Raw genomic sequence first — 23991 nt, 5'->3', positions numbered from 1 at the left:
AAAAGCACAACCTTTGACCCTAATTTGCCTACTTAGGAGATTTTCATGCCTTACCAGAATTTGGATGGTAAACCCCACGCGCAACATAAGCTTCGCTTGAGCGCACTTGCAACAGCCATTGCAGCAGTGACTTCCATGAGTGCATTCGCTGCGTCGGATCCGCAAACGACGACCATGGAAACGGTTGTCGTGACGGGCAGCTTGATCGGTAATTCAGAATTAGAAGATGTGAAAGAGTATCCGGGAGCGCGTACCGTTCTAACTAACGAACAAATTAAAAAGACTGGCGCACTCTCTATTGATTCAGCATTTCAAAGTGTACCGGGCATTAAGGTTCAAGACGAAACGGGCACGGGTGTATTGCCTAACATCTCGGTGCGCGGCTTGAAAGCGAGCCGCAGTGGTCACGCTCAATTCCTAATGGATGGTGTACCACTGACTCTTGCGCCTTATGGTCATACCGGACAATCTATTTTCCCAGCAACGCTATCGATGCTTGACCGAATTGATATCGTACGTGGTGGTGCGGCTGTGCAGTACGGGCCAAATAACGTGGGTGGTGTGATCAACTTGGTGACTAAGCCTATTCCACACGAGTGGCAAACAGAAATCAGTAATCGCTTTACGGTATTTGAAGATGGTAATACACCGCTTAATGACTTTTACCTACGCACGGGTGGTTGGTTAACCGATACGCTGGCACTTCAAGTAGAAGGTAACTTCCTAAAAGGTGAAAGCTTCCGTGATCATTCAGATACGGATGTAAAAAACTTCCAAGCGAAGTTGCAATGGTTACTCAGCGATACCCAGGAGCTGCAAGCATTCGTTCAGCGTTACGATGCCGACACCCAAATGCCGGGCGCTTTGTCGCCAAAAGATTACCAGCAAGATCGCACTCAATCGAAGCGACCATATGACGAATACAAAGGCACATCAACACGTTGGAGCCTGAAGTATTTGCATGATTTGAATATTGCGGATGGCGCAGAGTTAGAGATTCTGACATTCGGTCACCACTCTGAGCGTTTCTTCCAATGGGGCTTTAATAGCGCAGGCGGTCACTGGGCGGATCCAGCATTACCATCAACAGATATTCGTAACTCACCACGTGAATTCGCGGTTTATGGTGTGGAACCTAAGTTAGCTATGTACTTTGACGGTAATACGGTGACGCAAAACTTGATTGTGGGTGCTCGCTATGTAAATGAAGATATCGATTACAAGCTAACGCAAACGCCAATTGCTGGTGGGGTAACAAAAGTGCCACGTGATTGGAACTTGAATACCGATGCATTCGCAGGTTACATCAGCAATGAAGTTGGCCTGTTTAACGACGTACTAAAGGTTACTCCGGGTATTCGTTACGAATCGATTGATATGACCTTTAATGATTTAGGTAAAGCACAGAGTACAGACAACAAAGTGACCGAGTGGTTGCCGGGCTTAACCGTGGCATACCATTTAACTGAGCAATGGGTTGGGTACACCAATGCGCAGAAATCCTTGCGTGCACCACAAATCGCTTACATCCGAGGCAAGGGTGAAGAGGGCAGTGAGCTAGCATGGAACTACGAGTTGGGTGCTCGTTACAATCAAGATTCAACTAGCTTTAATATCGCGCTCTACCGCATTGATTTTGAAGACCAACTCCAATGGCAAAGCGGAACACAGACCTTTGATAATATTGGTAAAACGCTTCATCAAGGTATTGAGCTTTCAGGTCGTTATGTTCCGCAGGCTATGCAAGCTCTGAGTTTAGGCGCGGGTTATAACTATTTGGATGCGACGATAGAGGCAGAAGGTGCAAACAAAGGTAAGCAACTTCCTTACACATCCGAGCATCAACTTAGCTGGGATGCGACTTATGCGTTTAGCAGGGTAGATACGACCTTATCTGGTTACTATTTCAGTGAGTCTTATTCTGACAATGCCAATACCAGTGCTGAAGATGCAACGGGTGCGAAAGGCAAAGTACCTGCTTACATGGTATGGAACTTAAACCTAGGCTCAGACTTGTATAAAGATGAAAACAGTAAGTTACGCATGAATGTTGCAGTGAACAATTTGTTTGCTGAGGACTACTACTTCCGCGGTATTGATACCAGTCCGGTTGGCCGCTATCCAGCGCCAGGGCGTTCATACACTTTGGATCTGAACTATCAGTTCTAATCGGTAATTGATTAAAAATAATAACGAATATAAGTCGCCAATATTATTGGCGACTTTCACGGTTCTAGTGTTTAAGGAAAAGTAAATATGGAAAACAGTTCTCGACTTTTATTTTCGAACCAATGGCTGCTGCCGAACGGACTGCTGTCATTCAAAAGGCATTTTTTATTCAGCAGGATAGCGATAACCTTAGCTTTGTTGGCTTTAAGCTTGTTCTCATTCTCCAGTTCAGCAAAAACGAGGATCATTCAAGATGAGCAAGGTCAGTTTGAGATAGCGACTACCCCGCAACGCGTTGTGGTGTTGGAGTTCTCATTTGTCGATGCGTTAGCTGCGGTAGGCGTGTCTCCGGTTGGTGTTGCCGATGACAATGATGCTTCGCGAGTGATTCCGGCGGTGCGTGAATTAGTGAAACCATGGAAATCGGTTGGGATGCGTTCGCAGCCTAGTCTAGAAGCCATTGCGGTATTAAAGCCCGACCTGATCATTGCCGATGCAGAGCGTCATCGTACGGTTTATCAAGATCTACAGCGAATCGCACCAACTCTGCTGCTCAAAAGCCGTGGAGAGACTTATCAAGAGAACTTGGAATCTGCGCTTAAGGTTGGTATTGCCCTCGATAAGCAATCGGCAATGGAACAAAGAATTCACCAACATCAACAAGCCATGGTGGAATTTAAAAGTCATTTTTCACTCAAACAAACGGTCCAATTTGCTGTCGTGTCGGAAAAAGGAATGTGGCTACATAGCCCTGCTTCCTATGCCGGAGGTGTACTCACCACATTAGGTATTGCAAGCCCAATAGTGGAGCCGACAGACAAGGCGTACTTACCAACTAGCTTTGAGTTGTTGTTGAAAACGAATCCTGACTGGTTGCTCCTTGGTGCTTACTCAGATCCAAATATCGTTGATGATTGGCAGAAAAACCCACTGTTTAATGTATTAGCATCCGCGAAGAATCAACAAGTGGTAGAAGTGTCACCAGCACTGTGGTCATTGAATCGAGGCATGTTGGCTGCAGAACAAATGGCGAAAAATCTAGAGCAGATCTTGGATCGTTCATGAGTTCGATGTTGCTCTCTAGAGGTAAGCGACGTTCGCTTATAGTGTCGTGGCTTACGGTATTAGTGTCGTGGCGAGTCACGTTATTCACGGCTTTAGTGTCGTGTTTGGCGATGTCTGGTTACGTGGCCTCTATGCTAGGTTGGTCGAATTTCTCCCTGATATTGAGTGACTTAGTTCACTATTGGTTTGCGTTTGATGAGAGCAATATGACTCATCAAATATTGGCGACACTAAGAGCTCCAAGGGCTTACGCTGGGTTATTGATTGGTGCAAGCTTAGCCGTCGCCGGACTGTTGATGCAGGGATTAACACGTAACCCACTTGCGTCTCCATCAATTCTAGGGATTAACGCTGGCGCAGCCTGTTTTATGGCTTTAGCTGCGATAGGCATACCTGTGGTGAGTGATTTAAACCCGATCCTTAATGCCGTTCTTGGTGCATTGCTAGGCGGTGGTGCTGTGATGCTTCTCGGTGGTTTCTTCTCTGAACGTTCTCATCCGTTACGTTTGGTTTTAGCGGGTATCGCCATTACTGCTTTATTGATTGGGTTGACTCGAGCAGCGCTGATTCTAGCTGATGATATGGCTTATAGCGTGCTGCATTGGCTTACCGGTTCATTGTCTAGCGTGGATGAGGGACAGTGGCAACAGCTTTGGCCGCCAGTTGTGATTGGTTTGGTGTTGGCTGTTAGCCTTGCTCGTAACCTCAACTTATTGGCGCTTGGTGAAGAAGTGGCTGTGGGGTTGGGCAGTAATATCCGGCTTACTCGCCTCATGAGTGGATTGGCTATCGTGTTGCTTGCGGGTGCCAGTGTCGCTATCGCTGGTCCCATTGGTTTTGTAGGATTGTTGGTTCCTCATTTGGTTCGGCCCATGGTTGGGCACAATTACCATCTACTGATTCCTATATCCGCAATGGCAGGCGCAGCATTAGTGTCTTGGTCAGATGCGTTGTCACGAGCGATTGCTTTCCCGACTGAAACGCCCGTTGGTGTTATTACAGCCCTACTTGGGACACCTTGTTTTATTTTGATTGCGACGAGGAGATCTTAATGTACCATCACACTAAGATAGTTTTGTTATCAGGGGTTCTCATATTAGTGGCATCCGCGGGTTTGTTTGTCGGCGCGGCGTCACTTTCCATTCCTCAAGTCATCGAACATTTAGTCGCATTTTCCAGTGACGACTTTGTTATCCATCAGTATCGGCTACCACGTATGTTACTCGCGATAAGCGTGGGCGCAGGGTTGGGGCTATCCGGCGTATTAGTGCAAGGCGTGATACGTAATCCGTTAGCATCGCCTGATCTTATGGGTATTAGCGCTGGGGCAGGGCTTGCTGCGACAGCGAGTTTAGTTTGGTTCCCCAATGCACCAGTCAGTGTGCTTCCTGTCGTAGCGATGTTCGGTGGGGTATTGGCTGCTGGGCTGATTGCGCTATTGGCATGGTGGTCAAGGCCAACACCCGCCAAGTTGGCCTTGATTGGTATTGCAGTGAGTGCGTTTCTGGCGAGTTGCATCGACTTCTTGCTTGTCACTAACCCCATCGAGATTAACACTGCGATGGTATGGCTAACTGGCAGCCTCTGGGGACGAAATTGGCAGCAAGTTCCTTTTATTTGGGGAGCATTGCTCTTGTTGTTGCCAATGGCATTTTGGCTTGCTTGGCGATTGGATGTGATGGGTCTTGGTGAGGAAAGTGCCACCACATTGGGTACTAAGCCAAAACAGATACAAGCTCTTGCACTATTGGCCGCAGTGTTGCTTGCCAGCGTCAGCGTTTCAGTGGCTGGAACGATCAGTTTTGTGGGTTTATTAGCACCTCACTTAGCGCGCTTGTTGTTTGGGCATAATCATAAGTTGTTAATCCCGGCGTCTGCTCTGGTGGGCGCGATTCTGGTTACTTGTGCCGATGGCTTGGCAAGAGGTCTACAACCACCGATTGAATTACCTGCAGGGGTACTTACTTCTGTCATTGGCGCGCCTTATTTCATCTTTCTTCTCTATCGTTATCGAGGTTGGTAACCATGCTAAAAACGCAGAATCTTTCCGTCGCGTACGGCAAACAAACGATCATACCGAACCTTTCGGTGTCCATCCCAAAGGGAAAAATCACAGCCTTAATTGGACCCAATGGGTGTGGTAAATCTACCTTGTTAAAGACGTTAGTCAGGATCAATAAGCCGGTGACTGGAGAGGTGTTATTTGAAGACAGACCGTTGTCGAGCTATGGCGATAAAGTGCTCGCACGTTCGTTGTCGCTTCTGCCGCAAATATTGGTCAGCCCTGAAGGCATTTCGGTCAGAAAGCTGGTTGAATATGGCCGTTCTCCTTATGTGTCCCATTGGGGAAGGTTAGGGCAAGAAGACCAAGCTATTGTGGAACAAGCAATGCATGATACCGGCGTACTTGAGTTTGCTGATAAACCGATTGAGTCACTGTCGGGTGGGCAGCGTCAAAGAGCATGGATAGCGATGATAATAGCGCAAGACACTGATGTCGTGATGTTGGATGAACCGACCACTTATCTTGATATGTCTCACCAAGTTGAATTAATGAACTTGATGCAGCAGATGAATGACAAGGGAAAAACGGTGGTGGTTGTGCTCCACGATCTGAACCAAGCGAGCCGTTACTGCGATCATTTGATCGTTTTAGAAAGAGGTGGTTTAGTGGCTGAAGGCACCCCCGATGAGGTGATGACCGAGACATTGCTGAATGATGTTTTTGATCTCAAAGCGAGCGTATTTCGTGACCCTATATCCAATACGCCGATGTGTGTGGCGATTTAAGCAAATAGCCGATGATTAAAGTTGTCAGTATGGCTTGCTGTGCATCTGGTTAAAATAATCAGAGCGAATCAATTTTTGGTGTTGATTGAGATAGTATTTTGCTATAAAACGCGCATAATCTCGCTATACAACACTTAAAGAAGAAATTACCTATGACTACCTTTCAATACTACTTTCACCAACTGCCTTGCTTCGACTGTAAAAAAACGACAGTAAGTACTGATCTTGGTTGGTTAACGCCTGCGATGAAAGATACTGCTCTAGAGCAAGTGACAAAGACACTTGCGGAAGGTGAAGTTACGCCTGATCTTTCAGCAAATGTGGTTTGTACCAAAGACGAAGCTCGCGAGTATCTATTACTGAATTTCTTCGGTTATTCAGAAGAAGAGTTAGCGAGCGGAATTGAAGCTGATGATGAGCAAGAAGTCGCGGATGAAATTGCAGAACTTCTAGAAGAAGGCCAAGATACAATCACCTTCGAACATGAAATTGCGCTTCAGTGCTGTGCTGATTGCGATGTTGAAGAAGAGTCAAACTAAGCACTCGTATTAAAGTACATTTATCCATTAATACGGTGTGATGTTCAAATGAAGAAAGGCGTTAGCGAATTGAAGTTCGCTAGCGCCTTTTTTGTATCTCTACGTCTTATCTCTAAGCAGCATTAGATCCTATGATGCTTTATTTTCTAGAATACCTTGGTCTCCCAATTGAGAGAGGATCTCTGCGGTTTTCTCGCGGAATAAATCTCTTAATAAGCGAACCGTTGGTGTGATGGATTGACGGCTTGGGCAGACTAACCACAACTCGGTTGGTGTTGGTTTAAATTCAGGCATAACTTTAATCACTTCGCCAGAAAGCAAATGTTTCGACATATCTAAACAAGACTTTATCGCCACGCCTTTACCGGCAACACACCAACGTCTAACAAGGTCAGCATCGTTCGATGCACGATTCCCTTTCAGCTTCACTTTGTGCTCCTGCTTACCATCCTTAAACACCCATTCGTCTTGCAACATATCATGCAGCTGATAAAGCAAACCATTATGTTGAGTTAAGTCATTCGGGTGTTTTGGTGTTCCCATTTCAGCCAAATATTCAGGAGCCGCACACAATATTCTCGGCACATCGCAGATCTTGAAACCATACATGTTGGCGTCACTCGGAGAGCCGTAACGTAGCGCCATATCAACAGAATCACGGTAAAAATCGATATTACTGTCACTGATGCTCGTTCTAAGTGATGCTTTGGGGTATTCAAGCAAGAACTCATCTAACCAAGGTGTGATGAGGTTGCGGCCTAGATCCGATGAAAGCGCAATGCGGATTTCTCCATCGAGAATACCAAGCTCTTCACGCATGCTGAGCTTGGCTTGCTCTAATATTTTCAAGGCCTGTTCACACTCAGGTAAATAGCGTTCGCCTGCTGAAGAGAGCCTTAGATGGCGCGTGGTTCTTATAAACAATTCAGCACCTAACGCAGATTCAACTCGTTTGACGGCAGCACTCGCGGTAGCAGTACGCATGTCTAGGTTGGTGGCTGCTGCGGTGATGCTGCGAAACTCCGCCACTTTTAAAATGACCTGTAAGTCTTCAAGAAGCATCTTATCTACCTGTGTTTGATAATGTTCTAAACATTGTATTGAAATCTTTGCTAATCACAAAGCGGGTTAACCCTTATTTACCTCTTCTAAGCTAACTTTATACGCTTAATTATCAAAATATATTTGAAAATCATTCAAATGTTAGACGGTTTATCTAGAGTGAGAATTGACTAAGATTAACTCGTCTAATTCAAGGAGAAAGCACAATGTCAGTACCATCAAAAATGAAAGCTATTGGATTTACTCAGTCATTTGCGATTACAGAGCAAGACAGTTTATTTGAGTTTGAAACGAATCTTCCAGAACTAAAAGAAAGTGACTTGCTTGTAAAAGTGAGCGCGACTTCTATCAACCCTGCTGACGCAAAAATTCGTATTCGTAATGCTAAGGATAAAACACTCGAACAACCTAAAGTGCTGGGCTATGACGCAGTCGGTGAAGTTGTCGGTAAAGGTACAGACGTTGAAGGTTTTGAATTAGGTGACCGTGTTTACTACGCGGGTGACGTCACTCGTATGGGAGCTAACGCGGAATACCAAGCCGTTGATTACCGTATTGCGGCGAAAGCACCAAAGAGTCTTTCTGATGAAGCTGCTGCTGTGATGCCGCTAGCGACACTCACTGCGTGGGAAGCGTTGTTCGATCGCCTACGTGTTCGTCCTGAAGAGCAAAAGTCGATTCTGATCATTGGTGGCGCTGGTGGCGTAGGTTCAATCACTATTCAATTGGCGAGCCAACTGACTAACCTGACTGTCATTGCGACGGCTTCAAGGCCTGAAACCGAGCAGTGGGTAAGGGATATGGGTGCAGACCATGTGGTGAATCACCGTAACTTGGTTGAGTCTGTGCGCGAGCAAGGCATCCAGCATGTCGATTACATTTTTAATGTTGCGGATACCAAAGGGCACTGGGAATCGATGGTGGAGCTGATTGCACCACAAGGCATGATCAGTTCGATTGTGGAGTTCGATGGTGGAATTGATCTGTCGGCGCTTCAAGGTAAGTCTGTCGGTTTTGTGTGGGAGCTAATGTTTACCCGTTCACTGTTCAACACAGACGATATCCAGAAGCAACAAGACATCTTATTCCAAGCTGCGAACTTGATTGATGCAGGCCGCATTAAATCGACGCTTACCACCACATTGAATGGCTTTAGTGTTGAGACTCTGAAAGATGCGCACCAACGTATTGAAAGCAGTACGTCGATTGGAAAAACAGCCATTAAATATTAATAGTTAATGATTTAGATCTTTGACGGTTTGAAACATTGATCTTTTGAACGCTTGAATAGAAAGCCCCTGATATCTATCGCGAATCGGTAAGATATCAGGGGCTTTTGTTTGTCTGTGGTTTATTCAGACTTTACCTTATTTCAACAAAGCGTTACTCCGTTTCTTGCGAGGTTTTGAATTGAATCTGAAGTAAGTTTAGCTCGAAGGGCAGAGGCTGTTTGTCTGCAATCAAAAAGCCGATCTGTTTAATGTCTTGAGCTTTAAGCTTCGGAGCTCCGTTGAGTAACCGACCTCTAAACACCGCTTGAAAGTCGTTTAGTCGGAAGATTTTCTTGAGTTGCTCACCTTTGATGGTCTCAAAGTTGTGCTTGTAGTTAGTCCTGTTTCCATCTATCCACGTTGTGAACCTTAATTGGTAAGTACGACCATCACCCACAAACGTCAACTCTACGCTGTCCGTTTCAGAGCTTAGTGTTTTAACAGAGCGATTGATTGAACTGAAGCCACCATTGTTCTCTAACGATAGTTCGCCCTTAAATTGACTCGTCTCGCCATCATGAATAAGACCGCCTGTTGAGATGCCGCCCATCACATTGTCGTTGGTCGCTGTCCAATTCTTCTGTTCGTTCGCTTGTGTAAAATCAATCATATCTATTCCTGCTACAGATACTTGAGACCATAAAAAAGAAAGGCTGAGTATTAGGCACAAAGAAGCGATTCGTTTAGGCAGTAAGTGCGTTTTAAAGTTAGTTTCGTGCATGATTTTCTCCATTAGTTATTAGGGCGTGTTGACCTTTCGTACTTACGGAGAAGGCTCTGTAGCAAGCATAGTCAGACAATGGTTGATGAAGTCTTCGTAGTTCGACGCTTTGTCGTATTCGATTTTTAATGAACCATGAAACATCAGGGTTACCGTAACGTCTCTGTAGCTTAGCCAACAGGTGTAACCGTCGTAATCGTGCCAAGCAAACATCTCACCTATTTGATATTTATTGTCCAACTGTTCGCCCGTTGAACGAAGGTAATCGAACACTCTGAGAAATTCTTTGATGGTAATTCTGCTGTCCATGTATCACTCCCGCTACGCAGTCGACTAAAAAATACCAAGTGCTTGTATTTCAATTAACTACGGTTTGGTTCTGCATTGCGATCACTGAGGGGAGGCCTGTATACAGCATCCATTTCATCGGCTCACTTTGTGGAAGGTGTAGTTTGGATAGAACACTTACTTACTTTGACTGGTATTAAGTACAAAGAACATAATACGAGGCAAGAGAGTTACATTAGATTAGGTCGTCTAAACTCAAAGTTTGTATTTAGTGATAAATAGAACAACTTGGGCTCTAAAGACGTTCTCGAAATAAACGCAAATTAGCCCTTTACCTCAACTTAACTTGAGGTATTAGGATATGCAACGTTGCTTAAGAGAATACTTTAAGGAGAGAAGAATGATCCAACTTGAACATGTAAATTTAGTGGTTAAAAATATCCCAGAGATGCTGACTTTCTATAAAGCAGCTTTCCCTCACTGGTATGTGCGTGATGAAGGGCAAGGCGAATGGTCTGGCAAGCCACGTAACTGGCTACATTTTGGTGATGAATACCAATACATCGCGTTGAGCGATCACGGCGAAGGAGAAAACAGAGATTTGGCTGGGCATTCGGTTGGCCTCGCGCACTTCGCTTATGTGACCAATAACATTGAGAGCGTCACTCAACGCCTTATCGATGCGGGCTTCCCGATTGCTAAACCCGGCGCTGAAGAACCTTATCGCAAAAACGTTTACTTTGTGGATCCGGCGGGCTTTGAAATCGAATTTGTAGAGTACTTGAGTGATGATCCCAAGCTGCGCAATGCCACGTAGTAGAACTCGTAATCGAGTTGGTGTGCTAGAGCGAGATTGTTCGAAATAAAACGTTTAAGAAAGGGGGCTAGGAAGACTCACAGAAAAGGGCATTGTGGAATATTCCGCAATGCCCTTTTTATATCTATTAGCTGATTGGCTAACTGATCTTTACTCTGCTAGTCGCTTAGTCGCTTAGTCGCTTACTTAGCTACTTAGCTACTTAGCTTTAAACGGTACTAACAGTTGTTTTCCAAACACATTGATCAAGGCACCTGTTACGATCAGGCCACCACCTAGGTAAGTCCAAACGGATGGAATCTCATTGAAGATCCACACGCCTAACAACGCTGAGAATACGATTTGAACGTATGAGTAAGCTGAAGCTTTACCGGCAGCTTGAGTTTGCATCGCTTTGGTTAAACCGTATTGACCGATCTGAGTGAAAATCCCGACCAGAACCAACATAACGGTTAAGAATAAGCTTGGCCATACAAAGTCGTTCCAGATCAGGGCTGTTGAGATTGGAAGAGCAACCAGCGGGAAATAGAAGATGATCACCGAGCTATCTTCAGTTTGGCTAAGCTTTCTCACAATCACATAAGCAATTGAGCTACCAAACGCGCCCAATAACGCCACCATAATACTGAACATGGGTAACTCACTGTTTACGCCACTGTTCATGCTTGGTTGTACCATCACCAGCAATCCCGCGAGGCAGAATGCAATGCAGATCATGGTCGATTTTTGCACGCGCTCTTTTAAGAACAACACGCCAAGCAACGCAGTAAACACGGGATGTACGTATTGTAGAATGGTTGCTTCTGCTAATGGCAAGGTGGTGACTGCGTAGTAAACACACATCAACGCCGCAGTACCGACAGCACCACGAACAAACAACAAAGGTTTGTTATTGCCCCAGATCGAAATGCCTTTTCGTTTCACATCGATATAGCTGATGATCAAAGAGACCAAAGCCCTTGCTGCGACAATTTCAAATACAGGTATACCGTAGTTGCTGATGTATTTCACACAAGCAGACATCAGTGCGAACCCAAAAGCGGAGAGGATCATGAACCTAACCCCAACAGGGATCATTGAAACAGAGAAAGAAGGCATAAAAATATCAATCGGGTGAGGGAAGGGGAATCATAGCTTAATTTAAGAGAGTCGACCAAAGCCTTTGTCTTGCTCTATTACACCAAACCACTGATATTGCTGTGCGAGTGATTTCAGCAACTCGATCTCTTTTGCTGTCTCTTCCCTCAGCCATTCAATAAGGTCATTGATGATAGGCGTGTGTGTACGCTGGTGCATGAAGTAAGTCCAAGCACTGTGTTGAATCTTTGCATCCTTAGGGCAGTACAAGAAGCCCCGTTGTAGATCCTGCAAAACCAACAGTAAATCCGTCACCGTGACCCCTTCACCCGACAAGCAAGCACTGAGTGCCATATCCAAAGACAAGAAGCTGGTATTTCTAACGGGCTTTTTCGGTGGGAACTCGACATCAGCCAGCCACACTTTCCAGTCGTGATGATCTAAGGTTGGGTGGAGCCTTGGTAAGGTTAATATCGAATCGAGGTCAGTATCTTTGTTCGTTAAGTTGGTAGAATTACCTAAGTTGGTAGAATTATTTAAGCTGGCAGAATTCGTTAAACTAGTAGAACAGACCGGCGCCATAAACTCTTCACGCAAGAAGGTGATGTTAGGTGCCTTGTCATAGCGTTTTTTGAAGCGCGTGTGAAAGATCAACAAGTCGTACTCGCTGCTGTTGATCGATTCGTCTTCCTCAATCACAGGCACAATGACGATTTCATAATCTTGATAACGCTCGTTTAATTCCCTTACTTTAGAGATCAATACGCGCGTCGCGAAACTCAAGGTCGCTTTGATCACAATACGTTTCTGCTTGGGCTCGCCCCAAGAAGCAATAACCGCTTCGACATTGGCATAGTTTTCACGTAAAGCCACGTACAAATCGTGACCATGTTCTGTTAATTCAATCGCTCGATGCTTACGAATAACCAATGATGCGTTTAACTCATCTTCAAGCTGTTTAATCTGACGGCTGATCGCACTTTGTGTCACATGCAGCTCATCGGCGGCCAGCATAAAGCTCATCAGCCTTGCAGCAGCTTCGAAGGCTTTTAAGCCATTATGGGATGATGGCAAGCTAGGATATGGGGTCATAATTCGTTCGCATGAGTTTATGGAATGTTAGAGTCGCAAATTTATCAATTGAACGCCAGCCTCATCGATCGTATTTTGGGCGAAATTACCTGAGGCGCTCATGAAAAAAATACTCACTCTCGCATTCCCTTTGATCATTTCACAGCTGATCTCTATGGCGTTAGTCCTTACTGATGTTTGGATGATGTCGCGAATCAGCGTGTCAGCCCTTGCGGCTGGTGGCCTAGGCGCCTCTATCTACTTTTTTATCTTTATTATTGCGAGCAGCACCGTGGGTTGTGTCGCGAACTTGATTGCGATCGCTTACGGTCAGCGAGTGGCTCGTCCTGAGTTTGGTAACACACAAATTCGATTAGCCGTTAAAGGCGCCACCATGTTGGCATTTGTGTTGAGTGTGACCTTAATGGCCAGCTTTTGGTTTGCTCCGTTGGTATTAGAGGCAGCAAAACAGCCCCAAGAAGTGATTACTTTAGCAATGGAATATGTGCATGCCTTGAAATGGGTGATGCTGCCTTCGCTAATTTTGTTGGTACTGCGTGGATTAACCAGTGCCTTCGGTAATGTGCGCTCTATTCTGGTGATGTCTATTATTACCGTAATTCTGAATGTGCCAGTGAGCTACTTCTTAACTTTCCAATTAGACATGGGTTTAACGGGTTTAGGGCTAGGTACGGCTATCGCGGCCTTTATCGTGATGGTTGGATACACGGTTTGGGTATTCAAGCGTGATGAATTCAAGCAGTTCGCCCCTTGGTTAAACACAGAAGAGTATTCAATCAAATTAATGAGCCCGCTTTTGATGATGGGTTTGCCTATTGGGCTCGCTGCATTACTTGAACATGGCCTTATTTATGGGGGCACCTTGATGGCGGGGACGATCAGTATTGCTTCTCTAGCGCTGCACCAAATCCTGCTGCAATGCTTAAGCTTTACTTGGAACTTCAATTTCGGTTTCTCACAAGCCGCGGCGATTTTGGTTGGCCGTGATTTCGGTGCGGGTAACTACGAAGGCATCAAAAGAACCTCGATTCTAAGCTTTATATTGGTGTCGGTGTTGAGCGTAGCCTTGTCTTCCGTGTTCATCATCTGGCCAGAAATGATCGCGTCTATCTTCAAGTTAGACGATGGTACGGGCGCAATGACTTCGCTATTGGCCTCTGTTATTTGGGTGGTTGCGTTGTGCTTTATTGTAGACGCTTGGCAGTTATTGGCGATTAACCTGTTGAGAGGGATGAAGATTGTCTCAATGCCAACCGTAATGACAGCCATTGGTTACTGGGTATTTGGTTTGCCAGCGGCTTGGTATTTGATGTCTAAGTTTGAATTGGCAGGAATCTGGGGCGGAATCGGTGTTGGTTTAGGTGTGACAGGTATTCTGCTGCTTATCCAGCTGATGCGTGTCATTCAAAAAAACAGTAAGTCTCCGGATCTCTCGACTCATGCTTATTCGTGATCTGCTTGTGATGCTCGCCTTTACCATGAAAGCTTGAACGATAAACTTTGTACTGCTGACCGAGAACTATCAATGACCAATTACCAGTTTCTAATTACCGACAATGGGCTATCAGCTATCAGGTAAAAGCCCTGAATTGCGTACTTCGTAATTTAGACCTTGGTCTTACAGAAACCGAGCGTAAAGGTGGCTAGAATGATTTAAGTCGCTCACCGTTTTATCAAGGAAAATACAAATGGAAGTTGGATTGTTTTGGGCTGAGAAAGGAATGCTAGTACTTGGTGCTCTGTTTGTTTTGACGAGCATGATGCAGTACGGAAGACGCAGTAGTGATTGGAAAGGCGTGATTACTATGTTTTATAAGCGCATCCCAATGAATATTGCGGAATACAAATGGTACCGTCTGGGCATCGCTTTACTGGTATTTGCTGTGGTTATTCGTTTCGCATTACTGATTCTATGGCCGACATATCAGTTTTAGTTGCCTTGTGTTCATTATATAAAACGGATAAAAACGTCAACCTGATAAACGCGTAGTAGGCGATCAACACGTATAGCTGAGCAACATGTATGGCTGTTGCGTGCATCGGCAAGTCGAGCCTTAATGGTTACTTATTAAGGTCGTTATTCTATAAATTATCGCGCTCATTTTATGAAATAGTGCAATTACTTCATAAAAAGAGTTGTTACTATCTCTGTAGCATATTGTTTTACATAAAGAATAATCAGAGATAATCGAATATCCGCTTTTCCCATCAATCTGACTAATAATCTACATATAAATTCATTCACCCCGTACCTGATACGATAATGATCTGTTACACTCCTCAAAATTAGCTTTAATTTGTCGGTGGTGCATTTATGTCGTTCCCAGTTCTTATATGTGATGATTCTGCATTAGCAAGGAAGCAGATGGCTCGATCACTGCCTAGTTCTCTAAATGCAGATATAACTTTTGCTGTTCATGGGCTTAATGCACTTGAAGAGTTAGCTCAAAACCAGTTTAAACTGATGTTCCTCGACTTGACCATGCCAGAGCTAGATGGCTATGGCACATTGGAAGAGATGCAACGCTTAGGTGATAACACTCCTGTTGTCGTTGTTTCCGGTGACATCCAGCCAAAAGCGCAGCAGAGGGTCATGGACCTTGGTGCTAAAGCGTTTTTACAAAAACCGATCGATAAAGAAGCGTTAAAAGGCATTCTACGTGACCTTGTTGAGCCGCCAACGCAGCCTCAGGTGGTTACCCCAACTGCTTTAGATCTCCCAATACTACGCAGACGCGATATCTACATGGAAGTGGCGAACGTAGCAATCGGCCGTGCCGCCGATGCATTGGCGCGCCACTTTGATGTATTTGTCCATTTACCCCTACCGAACGTGAATATTTTGGAAGTGAGTGAATTGCACATGGCACTTCGCGACTTAGCAGACAACGACCAAGTGTCGGGCGTTTGCCAAGGCTTTAGCGGAGAAGGTATTGCAGGTGAGGCGTTAGTCTTGCTGAGTGATTCCAGTGTGAGCGATCTTAAAAAGCTCATGAAGGTGCCAACAGAAAGCGAACAGTTAGAAGAATTAGAGCTGTTGATGGATGTATCTAATATCCTTGTGGGTTCATTCCTGAATGGGTTAGGTGAGCAGTCAGAAGTTCGTTTCTTCCAGAGCTCTCCGGTGTTGCTGGGTCAACACATCTCAATCGATTCCGTTATTGAAAATACCGGCGGCTCATTCAAGAAAACGATGACTTTCGAAGTCAGCTATAACATAGACGGCACTTCAATCCGTTGTGACCTTCTATTCATGTTTGTTGATGAATCTTTGCCACTTCTAGATAATAAATTGGCCTACCTAATGGAGGAGTTTTAATATGTTGAATCTTCCTGCTGAATTTGAACAGTTCCACTGGATGGTGGACATGGTTCAGAACGTCGACATGGGGCTGGTGGTTATTAATCGCGATTTTGAGGTGCAAGTTTGGAATGGCTTCATGACTCACCATAGCGGTAAGCAATCACATGATGCTATCGGTAAGTCGATCTTTGAGTTATTCCCTGAAATCCCAGAAGAGTGGTTTAGGCTGAAAACCAAGCCAGTCTATGATTTAGGTTGTCGCAGCTTTATTACATGGCCACAAAGACCTTACTTGTTCAAGTGCCGCAATGTTCGCCCTGTCACTCAACAAGCTGATTTCATGTACCAGAACGTCACGCTAAACCCGATGCGTTCGCCTACTGGACAAATCACGTCATTGTTCTTGTCGATTCAAGATGCGACGGCAGAAGCGTTAAGCGCTCAAAAGAATTAGCACCTGTCTTAATTCGATACTCAATAGCTTGTAAAGAACAATTCAAAACATCGAATAAAAATGGCTAAGGTTAATTACCTTAGCCATTTTTTTGTTTTTTATTCTTCAAATCTAATCTTTCCCTAGCTTTTCACGTTAACCAATTCTCTTTTTCCATGCGCTTTACTGAATGTTTTAGGTTAAATCAACGAAAGGGCAGCCACGAAATGTGCTTTCGGCGCGGCAATATTACGGGTTAATCGAAACTGGATTTATAAAGTTTGAGTTTGAAAGTTTCATTTAATGGAGTGCGAGGACTGATTTCTAAAGTCTAAGTGAGTATTGGCCTCTAGATTGAGGCGTTTTCACTCTACTTTTCCAAGTGACCGCAAAACAGAAACGTCACCAGATTGGCCAATTTGGTCAAAAACCGATAAAAATTAGAAAAAAATCGAATTTATTTAAGAAAAAAGACATTTTTTTGTTGGAGAAAAGTGTGATTTTTATGTGATCTCGAGGCACTTTCTTCACATATTTTCTTAATGAAGGCGATATTGTGTGAAAGAGAGGCGGAAACGATTGCGCAATAAACCGACAACGTTTGCGTGATTGGTTCGCTAAGTTATTAATTAGTAAGAATTTAGTGGGAAAGTAAAGCTGAGGGGTTTGTAGCAGGTATGGAATCTTTGAGAGGATAGCATAAAAAAAAGTGAAATATCAGACTTGCTGTTACTAAATCACGACCTATAATGCTGAAAACCGGAGCGTCTGCCAACGCTCCGGTTTTTTTGTGTCCGAAGAAAAGTAAACTCGTCTGCCAACGGTTTTACTACGCATTTCGCGAGAGACACATAATTTTATGAATCAAGGAAAACACCATGCGTATCGAACAAGAACTTAAGTTAGGTTTCAAAGATGTACTCTTCCGTCCGAAGCGTTCTACCCTTAAAAGCCGTTCTCAAGTTGAATTAACCCGCGATTTTACATTCAAGCATAGCGGTCGTCAATGGTCTGGTACTCCAGTAATTGCAGCTAACATGGATTCGGTAGCAAGCTTTGAAATGGCAGCCGCTCTAGCAGAGCACGGTGTTATGACTGCAGTACACAAGCACTACACAGTAGAGCAGTGGGCTGAGTTTGCTAAAACAGCAGACAAGAAAACTCTGAACAACGTTTTTGTATCAACAGGTACTTCTGAAGCTGAGTTCGAGAAAGTTAAGAAGATCATGGCGCTTAGCGAAGAGTTCGTATTCATCTGTATCGATATCGCTAACGGCTACTCAGAGCACCTTGTTGAGTTCGTACAAAAAGTACGTGCTGAATTCCCGACTAAAGTTATCTCTGCGGGTAACGTTGTAACGGGTGACATGGTTGAAGAGCTAATCCTAGCGGGTGCAGACATCGTTAAGGTTGGTATCGGCCCTGGCTCTGTTTGTACTACACGTGTTAAAACAGGTGTAGGTTACCCTCAACTTTCTGCAATCATCGAGTGTGGCGACGCAGCACACGGCCTTGGCGGTATGATCATCGGTGACGGTGGCTGTTCATGTGCGGGTGACGTATCTAAAGCGTTCGGCGGCGGTGCTGACTTCGTAATGCTAGGCGGCATGCTGGCAGGTCACTCTGAGTCAGGCGGTGAAGTAGTAGAGCAAGACGGTAAGCAATACATGAAATTTTACGGAATGTCGTCTCAGTCGGCTATGGACAAGCACTCAGGTGGTGTTGCTAAGTACCGTGCTGCGGAAGGTAAAACTGTTTTACTTCCATACCGTGGTTCAGTTCACAACACAATTTCTGACATCCTTGGTGGTGTACGTTCAACTTGTACATACGTAGGCGCAGCGAAGCTTAAAGAGCTAACTAAGCGTACGACTTTCATCCGTGTACAAGAGCAAGAGAACAACGTATTCGGTAAAGAGTAATCTGAACGAGTTCGAATAGTTTGAAAATCAAGAGCCGCTTTTTAGCGGCTCTTTTTTTACCTGAAATTTGGCAAGTGGCGACAACGTGGCGACAGGTTTGAAAGAGGGTCATGGAGAATTGCTTCAGATAGGTGATCCGGCGCAAAGTGGGCATAGCGTAACGTTATGCTCATATTTGTACGGCTTAGAATATCCCTTCCCATTAGATCTAAGTATTTGTTGTATCTATAGAGGTGTCTAAATTTATAAATTCTGATGCATATCACCCAAGGAGAAAAGTGGAGATGTCATAATAAAGCGGAATGACTATATAAAATAACAACATAGCCTAACTCTTCTGTTGAATACCATTTCGACCACGAGGGCAATTGTGCTTATAAATATGTCTCGCTTTCCAGAATAACGAAAAAGGAACTTATTGTGACAACGACAGTATGTGCAACAACGATGAATAGAAAAGACAAGCTCCAAACCCTAATGATTCAGATGAGTGATGGGTTATTGGAAAGGAATCATCAAGTTCGACTCATGATGCTAGCTGCACTTTCTGGTGAGCATGTTTTACTCGTTGGGCCTCCAGGAACGGCTAAAAGTGAATTGGCAAAGCGATTGAAAAGTGTCTTTGTTGAGGCTAATTACTTTGAACGATTAGTGACTCGTTTTTCTGTTCCAGAAGAGCTGTTTGGACCGCTTTCGATCAAAGCGTTGGAAGAGGACCGTTACAACAGGCTTACTAGTGGATATTTGCCTGAAGCATCCGTGGCTTTTGTTGATGAAATCTTCAAAGCAAATAGCGCAATTTTGAATAGTCTTTTAACATTGTTAAATGAGCGTCAGTTTGATAATGGCAATAGAAGAGTCAATGTACCTTTAATCTCTGTTGTAGCAGCAAGTAACGAGTTACCTGAGGGGGAAGAGCTAAGTGCTTTATACGATCGATTCATTCTGCGATCTTATGTATCGCCTGTGTCTGATGAATCATTTGTTCAACTTCTGAGCGGGACGTTGAAAGAGTTTGATCCCGAACTGAATATTCGGTTAAAGCTTGATGACCTAGATGAGGTACAGAAGCTAGCTGAAAAAGTGGAATTAACCGCCGCTACGATTGAGGCGTGTAAAGAGTTCAAGAACTACCTGAAATCGCAAGATATTAAGGTATCTGACCGCCGTTGGCGTAAGCTGGTGAAATTAATGAAAGTGTCAGCTTTCACTTCAGGCTTTAATGAAACCAGTATTTACGACGCTTGGATTTTGCCGCATTGTTTATGGGAGCAGCCAGAGCAGTTTGAAGGCCTACAAGAGCTCTACAAGCGATTGGTGACAGTCGATGGAAAAACTCCATCATCGCGTTTGATGCAGGTTATCCAAGCATGGGAAGCAAAACTCAAGGAAGACCAACTTACTCATAAAGAAGATCCTAAAGGTCGTCCTTTGTATCTTGACCGAGAAGGTGACGAAGTCGTGGAAGAAGTAAGTAAGTACCACAAAAAAGATAACTACGGAAAATTGCTGTACTGGGATGGTTACTACAAAGAGAAAACTACTAATAAAAGAAATCGCATGGGAAGTGGAGAAAATAAACCAATTTTTGATGAAGTTAAAAATACTCCAATCCCTCTGAATAGCTCATTTTCGAAAGCTCATATTGAAGGTCGAGTTAGAGAAATCCAAAGTCTAAGAAGTAGTGTGGAATCCCATTACAATCATGTGAACAAAGAGCTATCAGAAGTCTCTGGCTACTTTGATAAACACCTCTGGCTAGAAAAAAGCTTATTGTCTGAAGTTACCAATGCTCTTCAAGCGTCTATAAAAGAGGGGGATAAATTACTGAAAAGGGTTGCTTCGTTAGAGGGAAGTTTTAAAAACCTCCCTCTAGAAAAATCCCCAACTTTGGCATTAGATTCTGGCAATAGTGATTTACTTGAAGGAGAACTCTGTGATTAACGAGTCATATCAAGTTCAATCTCCGTTATTCAACTTGGATAGTCAATTTTCATGCCTCGATAACGTACCGGAGAAGTTTCTTCCCGCTGTTATTACAAGTACTAATGGTGAATTAGTAGAACGGTGCGAGTCCCTAGTTAATTCCAGAAATGAACTTCTTGTGGGGGGGAGTCCGACGAGTTTAAATCCCTTAGCCCCCCAGTCACTGACAGATGCAATCAGTAAAGTAATAGAAGAAACTGGATTAAGTCGATATTGTGCAAAGAATGAAGAGGTCACGGATGCGCTGCTTTCGGACATTCTTACTTTAATAGAGAAGCTTCAATCGAAGGCCTCGCCTTTGGTATTTGACATGATAAAGAAGTTAGAAGATGAAGCGTTAAACCAAATTAAACAAACTTTAGAAAAGAGAAAGAACAAGCGCAATCAAACCAAACCTCTTTCTCTCACTAACACACAGCGAAAAGGGATTGCAGCAACCGACTCAAAGGAGATCTGGCAGCAATTGCTCGGCGAGCAGGATGGTGTTGGAATCTTGCCTGATATATGGCAAGAAAGGCTAACTGTATGGTTTCAATTAGAAGAGGTATTTACTGAACTTGGACTGATTACAGGTTTAGGCTTTGACTTATCAAAAGGCGTTTTCCAAAGCCATGGCTGGCTCGATATTGTTCGGTTAAACAAGCTTGTTAAAAAACTTCCCAAGTTGCAAAACCTGATTCGAGACTTAGGGCGTGATGAGCAAGCAGAAGGCTCAGTCCTTGAAGAAATAGTAATCAAAATGAGTGGCACTTCCAGACATGAAAAGTATGTAACGACACCTTTTGTTCCAATGGAGACTAAAGGCCTTACTCGCTCAGATTCAATCTCTAGAATGTTGCCCCAAGAAGCTTCGCTGTTAACCAATCCGGTACTCAAAAAACTCTGGCACGCTAAGCGAGCTGAGCATGCTTTACTTTCTTACTCAGTGGAAGGGACTGAGAACCTGGAAACAGAAGAGTTAATAGAACAAGAGAGTATAAGTGAAAAGCAGGGCAATAAAAGTAATAAGAACCGAGGTCCGATGGTGATCTGCTTGGATACATCGGGCTCTATGGCTGGGTTGCCAGAAAATATCGCCAAAGCCAGTGTTTTGGAATGTCTAAAGGTCGCATATAAGGAAAAGCGTCGCTGCTACGTTTATTTGTTTGGTAGCAAGGGAGAAGTCAGTGAGCTTGACCTAACATTGGATGCTTCAGACTTTAATGTCTTACTTAACTTTTTGACGATGTCTTTTAGTGGTGGCACTGATGTCGACGAGCCTCTTAATAAAGCTCTGCAAAAATGCGATTCAGAAGAGTGGTACAAAGCTGATATCTTGTTGGTGAGCGATGGTGAATTTCCTGTGTCTTCGGGATTAAGTAGAAAAATTAGCAACCGAAGGAAAAATAATGGGTTACAGGTTCACGGTATTCAAATAGGTAACTCTCACTACACATCAATGAACAAAATTTGTGAACCCATTCATTACTTTTCAGAGTGGACTGACTTAAGACGTTAGACGCTTTTTAGCTATGTGAATCTACTCCTAGCAAGATTCGTAGCTAACAGTAACTAGCTTATTGAAGTAATTCAACTTTATTGAACTTAGCTATCATTGGTTGAATCCTAAATATGGTAAATTTCACTTTATGCATATATCCATGATAACTAGGACCAAGGATGTCAGAAGCGAAAGCCAATTTTGAGTACGCGATCTCAGACGCAGAGCAATTATTAGAGTGTTACGATCAGTTAAACGGATGTAACTCCAACTCCCAACCTCCAGAGGTACTTAAGAGAGCAACTCTGATAATGACTCTTACTGCTTGGGAAACCTATGTAGAAGACATAGCAAAAGAGCTTGTTGATGCTAAATATGGTGTCGTTATAGGCTCACAACTTGGAAGAATTGTTGAGAACCGACTGGATGAGCATCTTAAGTACTTTAACAATCCTGGGTCAAAGAAGACCAAAGCACTTTTTGCTGAGTTCTTCGGTATTGATGTGACCGAAGCTTGGGTCTGGAATAATTTTCAAACCGCTGATGAAGCTAGAACACAACTCAATAAATGGTTAAAAAAACGAGGTGAGGCTGTTCATCGCGCTCAAACCGATAGAACCGAAGCTCATATCGTCAAGCGCGATGAGCTGGACAAGTGCATCAGGTTCTTTAGAGAGTTGGTGAACGTGACTGATACAAGGTTATCTGGAGTGTAATGATTAGGTGTTTTCTAAGCTTGAGGTGGTTGTTTTATGCGATATCAAGATATGGTTGCTTTTCGGTTAAGTTTTTTGATTTTAATGGATTTATTGTTATCACTTTATGGTTGTTCAAACATGGTTTGAAAATCAAGAGCCGCTTTTTTAGCGGCTCTTTTTTTGTCTGAAATTTGGCAAGTGGCGACAGGTTTGAAAGAGGGTCACGGAGAATTGCTTCAGATAGGTGATCAGGTGCGAAGTGGGCATAGTGCATTGTCATGCTGATATCGGCTTGGCCTAGAATGTCCTATAGCACTAAAATATTGCCACCATTCATCGTAAGTGACTTGCGAGCGACGTAAAACGTGGAAGGCTTGCACGAGTTTGGTGTGTTTATTTTGGGGCTAACTCTTCAAAGGTTGCTAAAGAGTAATTTAGCTCTTATTCGAGTTCAAAATTTGACATTAGAGCTAGTAAAGAATAATTAGTTTTGTTATATTTTTTAGGCCCTTAGAATGAGGTTAGTTTCACTATTAACCTTTATGATTGGTGTATAGCCGATCTGTTCTCTTTGACCGGGATTTGATGCGCATATGTGCACAGTCGCAAGCTCCTGAGTAAGGGCACCTTTTTCTCCTCTTTTTGAGTTGGTAATTTAATTATGTGGTTTGATCATCCTTACTACTTAGTAGCAAAGAATAATTTTATTCAAGAAACCAACATTTCAAATCTCAACTTTTTATCTAAGCAGTTACCCAAGATATTGTTCATCTGCGGCGGTGACCCTGAATTTTGCCCAAATAGAGGCAAAGTGGAGGAGTATCTTGATCGTCATCATCCAGAGTTCCTTCACTTCAGAGCTGAGCGAGCTTGGGCTGCGATATCCTCTCCAACAAGAAAGCAGGCTAAAAATGAGAATGCTTTAGAGTTGGAAGAGTGGCTTGATGACTTTTCTGATATTGTAGTTATTTTAGTTGAATCTTTTGGTACGGTAGCTGAATTAGGTGCATTTTCATTAAGTGAGCCTTTAAGAAAAAAACTACTACCAATATTAGAAAAAAAATATGAAAACGACGTATCATTTATTAATACAGGTCCAGTGAAGTGGGTAGACGCAGACTCCAACTATAAGCCATCAATTTACACTGATTTTTCCACTATTTTGACATGTATGCCAGAAGTAATTGAGCGTTTCAATCGAAAACCGAAAAGAGTATTTAGGAATAAAATAGATACATTTGGTGAGCATACGCTAACTCTGATCCGCACCAGAAGTT

The 23991-nt window shown here is 43.7% G+C and carries 22 protein-coding genes and 1 pseudogene; 17 read left to right on the top strand and 6 right to left on the bottom strand.

Annotated features, from left to right (window positions below):
- Positions 1-45: 45 nt before the first annotated feature.
- The 6 genes from AB4407_RS09245 (at position 46) to AB4407_RS09220 (ending at position 6563) form a co-directional block, all read left to right on the top strand.
- A complete protein-coding gene (locus AB4407_RS09245) occupies positions 46-2169 on the top strand; it encodes a TonB-dependent receptor family protein (protein ID WP_372120339.1) in 2124 nt (707 codons plus the stop codon).
- An 87-nt stretch (positions 2170-2256) separates the two neighbouring features.
- The gene (locus AB4407_RS09240; protein WP_372120338.1) at positions 2257-3234 is read left to right on the top strand and encodes a Fe(3+) dicitrate ABC transporter substrate-binding protein; all 978 of its coding nucleotides are present in this window, start codon (positions 2257-2259) and stop codon (positions 3232-3234) included.
- Positions 3231-4286, top strand: coding sequence for a FecCD family ABC transporter permease (locus tag AB4407_RS09235; RefSeq protein ID WP_372120337.1), 1056 nt, complete (start codon positions 3231-3233; stop codon positions 4284-4286). Before AB4407_RS09240 ends, AB4407_RS09235 begins: the two co-directional genes overlap by 4 nt.
- Entirely contained in the window at positions 4286-5257 is a 972-nt protein-coding gene (locus AB4407_RS09230; protein WP_372120336.1) for an iron chelate uptake ABC transporter family permease subunit, read from the top strand. The genes AB4407_RS09235 and AB4407_RS09230 overlap by 1 nt, the downstream gene beginning before the upstream one ends.
- A gap of 2 nt (positions 5258-5259) precedes the next feature.
- Positions 5260-6024, top strand: coding sequence for a Fe(3+) dicitrate ABC transporter ATP-binding protein FecE (gene fecE, locus AB4407_RS09225; RefSeq protein WP_372120335.1), 765 nt, complete (start codon positions 5260-5262; stop codon positions 6022-6024).
- Positions 6025-6176: 152 nt separating this feature from the next.
- The gene (locus AB4407_RS09220; protein ID WP_009844806.1) at positions 6177-6563 is read left to right on the top strand and encodes a hypothetical protein; all 387 of its coding nucleotides are present in this window, start codon (positions 6177-6179) and stop codon (positions 6561-6563) included.
- Positions 6564-6692: 129 nt separating this feature from the next.
- On the opposite strand, the gene AB4407_RS09215 is transcribed toward AB4407_RS09220, so the two are convergent.
- The gene (locus AB4407_RS09215) at positions 6693-7625 is read right to left on the bottom strand and encodes a LysR family transcriptional regulator (protein WP_372120334.1); all 933 of its coding nucleotides are present in this window, start codon (positions 7623-7625) and stop codon (positions 6693-6695) included.
- Positions 7626-7831: 206 nt separating this feature from the next.
- On the opposite strand from AB4407_RS09215, the gene AB4407_RS09210 reads away from it, so the two are divergent.
- A complete protein-coding gene (locus AB4407_RS09210) occupies positions 7832-8857 on the top strand; it encodes a zinc-binding alcohol dehydrogenase family protein (protein WP_372120333.1) in 1026 nt (341 codons plus the stop codon).
- 151 nt (positions 8858-9008) lie between these two features.
- Here AB4407_RS09210 and AB4407_RS09205 read toward each other — a convergent pair whose 3' ends face one another.
- Together AB4407_RS09205 and AB4407_RS09200 are read right to left on the bottom strand one after the other, a co-directional pair.
- On the bottom strand, positions 9009-9629 hold the full coding sequence (locus AB4407_RS09205; protein WP_372120332.1) for a CIA30 family protein: 621 nt from the start codon (positions 9627-9629) through the stop codon (positions 9009-9011).
- 30 nt (positions 9630-9659) lie between these two features.
- Complete coding sequence (locus tag AB4407_RS09200; protein ID WP_372120331.1) at positions 9660-9926, bottom strand: DUF3081 domain-containing protein; 267 nt, start codon at positions 9924-9926, stop codon at positions 9660-9662.
- 379 nt (positions 9927-10305) lie between these two features.
- Here AB4407_RS09200 and AB4407_RS09195 point away from each other — a divergent pair, with 379 nt between their 5' ends.
- A complete protein-coding gene (locus AB4407_RS09195) occupies positions 10306-10722 on the top strand; it encodes a VOC family protein (RefSeq protein WP_371710654.1) in 417 nt (138 codons plus the stop codon).
- A gap of 198 nt (positions 10723-10920) precedes the next feature.
- Here AB4407_RS09195 and AB4407_RS09190 read toward each other — a convergent pair whose 3' ends face one another.
- Positions 10921-11820 (bottom strand): DMT family transporter, encoded by a 900-nt coding sequence (locus tag AB4407_RS09190; protein WP_017103817.1) that lies wholly within the window; start codon positions 11818-11820, stop codon positions 10921-10923.
- Between the two features lie 42 nt (positions 11821-11862).
- Positions 11863-12891, bottom strand: a complete 1029-nt coding sequence (locus AB4407_RS09185; RefSeq protein ID WP_372120330.1) for a LysR family transcriptional regulator — start codon at positions 12889-12891, stop codon at positions 11863-11865.
- 100 nt (positions 12892-12991) lie between these two features.
- Between AB4407_RS09185 and AB4407_RS09180 the strand changes: the two genes are divergently transcribed.
- The 8 genes from AB4407_RS09180 (at position 12992) to AB4407_RS09145 (ending at position 22732) form a co-directional block, all read left to right on the top strand.
- Entirely contained in the window at positions 12992-14344 is a 1353-nt protein-coding gene (locus tag AB4407_RS09180) for an MATE family efflux transporter (RefSeq protein ID WP_372120329.1), read from the top strand.
- A 235-nt stretch (positions 14345-14579) separates the two neighbouring features.
- A complete protein-coding gene (locus AB4407_RS09175; protein ID WP_009844815.1) occupies positions 14580-14825 on the top strand; it encodes a hypothetical protein in 246 nt (81 codons plus the stop codon).
- A 380-nt stretch (positions 14826-15205) separates the two neighbouring features.
- Positions 15206-16210 carry a response regulator gene (locus AB4407_RS09170; RefSeq protein WP_372120328.1) on the top strand — a complete coding sequence of 335 codons (1005 nt, stop codon included), beginning with the start codon at positions 15206-15208 and terminating at the stop codon, positions 16208-16210.
- A 1-nt stretch (position 16211) separates the two neighbouring features.
- Positions 16212-16649: a PAS domain-containing protein gene (locus AB4407_RS09165; RefSeq protein ID WP_009844817.1), complete on the top strand. Its 438-nt coding sequence runs from the start codon at positions 16212-16214 to the stop codon at positions 16647-16649.
- Between the two features lie 857 nt (positions 16650-17506).
- On the top strand, positions 17507-18550 hold the full coding sequence (locus AB4407_RS09160) for a GMP reductase (protein WP_009844818.1): 1044 nt from the start codon (positions 17507-17509) through the stop codon (positions 18548-18550).
- Between the two features lie 447 nt (positions 18551-18997).
- On the top strand, positions 18998-20494 hold the full coding sequence (locus AB4407_RS09155) for an AAA family ATPase (RefSeq protein ID WP_372120327.1): 1497 nt from the start codon (positions 18998-19000) through the stop codon (positions 20492-20494).
- Positions 20487-22034: a VWA domain-containing protein gene (locus AB4407_RS09150; protein ID WP_372120326.1), complete on the top strand. Its 1548-nt coding sequence runs from the start codon at positions 20487-20489 to the stop codon at positions 22032-22034. Before AB4407_RS09155 ends, AB4407_RS09150 begins: the two co-directional genes overlap by 8 nt.
- A 161-nt stretch (positions 22035-22195) precedes the next feature.
- Complete coding sequence (locus AB4407_RS09145) at positions 22196-22732, top strand: HEPN domain-containing protein (protein WP_372120325.1); 537 nt, start codon at positions 22196-22198, stop codon at positions 22730-22732.
- A gap of 187 nt (positions 22733-22919) precedes the next feature.
- Here the strand turns inward: AB4407_RS09145 and AB4407_RS09140 are convergent.
- Positions 22920-23051 (bottom strand): annotated as a pseudogene (locus AB4407_RS09140) (integrase); the annotation flags it as partial.
- A 324-nt stretch (positions 23052-23375) separates the two neighbouring features.
- Here AB4407_RS09140 and AB4407_RS09135 point away from each other — a divergent pair.
- The coding region (locus tag AB4407_RS09135) for a retron St85 family effector protein (protein ID WP_372120324.1) at positions 23376-23991 on the top strand (616 nt) is incomplete at its 3' end.

The sequence above is a fragment of the Vibrio sp. 10N.261.46.E11 genome (assembly GCF_041472735.1).
Lineage (GTDB): Bacteria > Pseudomonadota > Gammaproteobacteria > Enterobacterales > Vibrionaceae > Vibrio.
Note: the sequence above shows the minus strand (reverse complement) of the source record. Positions and strands in the feature narration are given on the sequence as shown.